The 261-nt window shown below is 64.0% G+C and carries 1 protein-coding gene; it reads left to right on the top strand.

Annotated elements, in window-relative coordinates:
- The coding region (locus tag Q1A89_RS23465) for a hypothetical protein (RefSeq protein WP_299734162.1) at positions 1 to 261 on the top strand (261 nt) is incomplete at both ends.

Below are 261 nucleotides of genomic sequence, written 5' to 3'. Positions count from 1 at the left end.
GAGGCGCTGCGCGGCGTGGATGCAGCCTTCCTGCATTTCCCGATGCCAAGCGGGCCAGATGACAGCCAGAACTGGGCCGCTGCGTTCTTCGCAGCCGCGCACAAGGTCAACTTGCCCCTGCTGGTCTACGTCACGGGCGGGCCGTCTGGTGATCGCTTCCCCTCATCTGCCATCGTTGACGGAGCGACCCAGGGCATGACCGCCGTGTTGGGGTCTGGCATTCCGTCCATTGTCCTGCAATCGGCCGTGTATCTGGAGAAC

Source organism: uncultured Tateyamaria sp. (genome assembly GCF_947503045.1).
Lineage (GTDB): Bacteria > Pseudomonadota > Alphaproteobacteria > Rhodobacterales > Rhodobacteraceae > Tateyamaria.
This window is presented reverse-complemented; position numbering and strand designations above follow the sequence as displayed.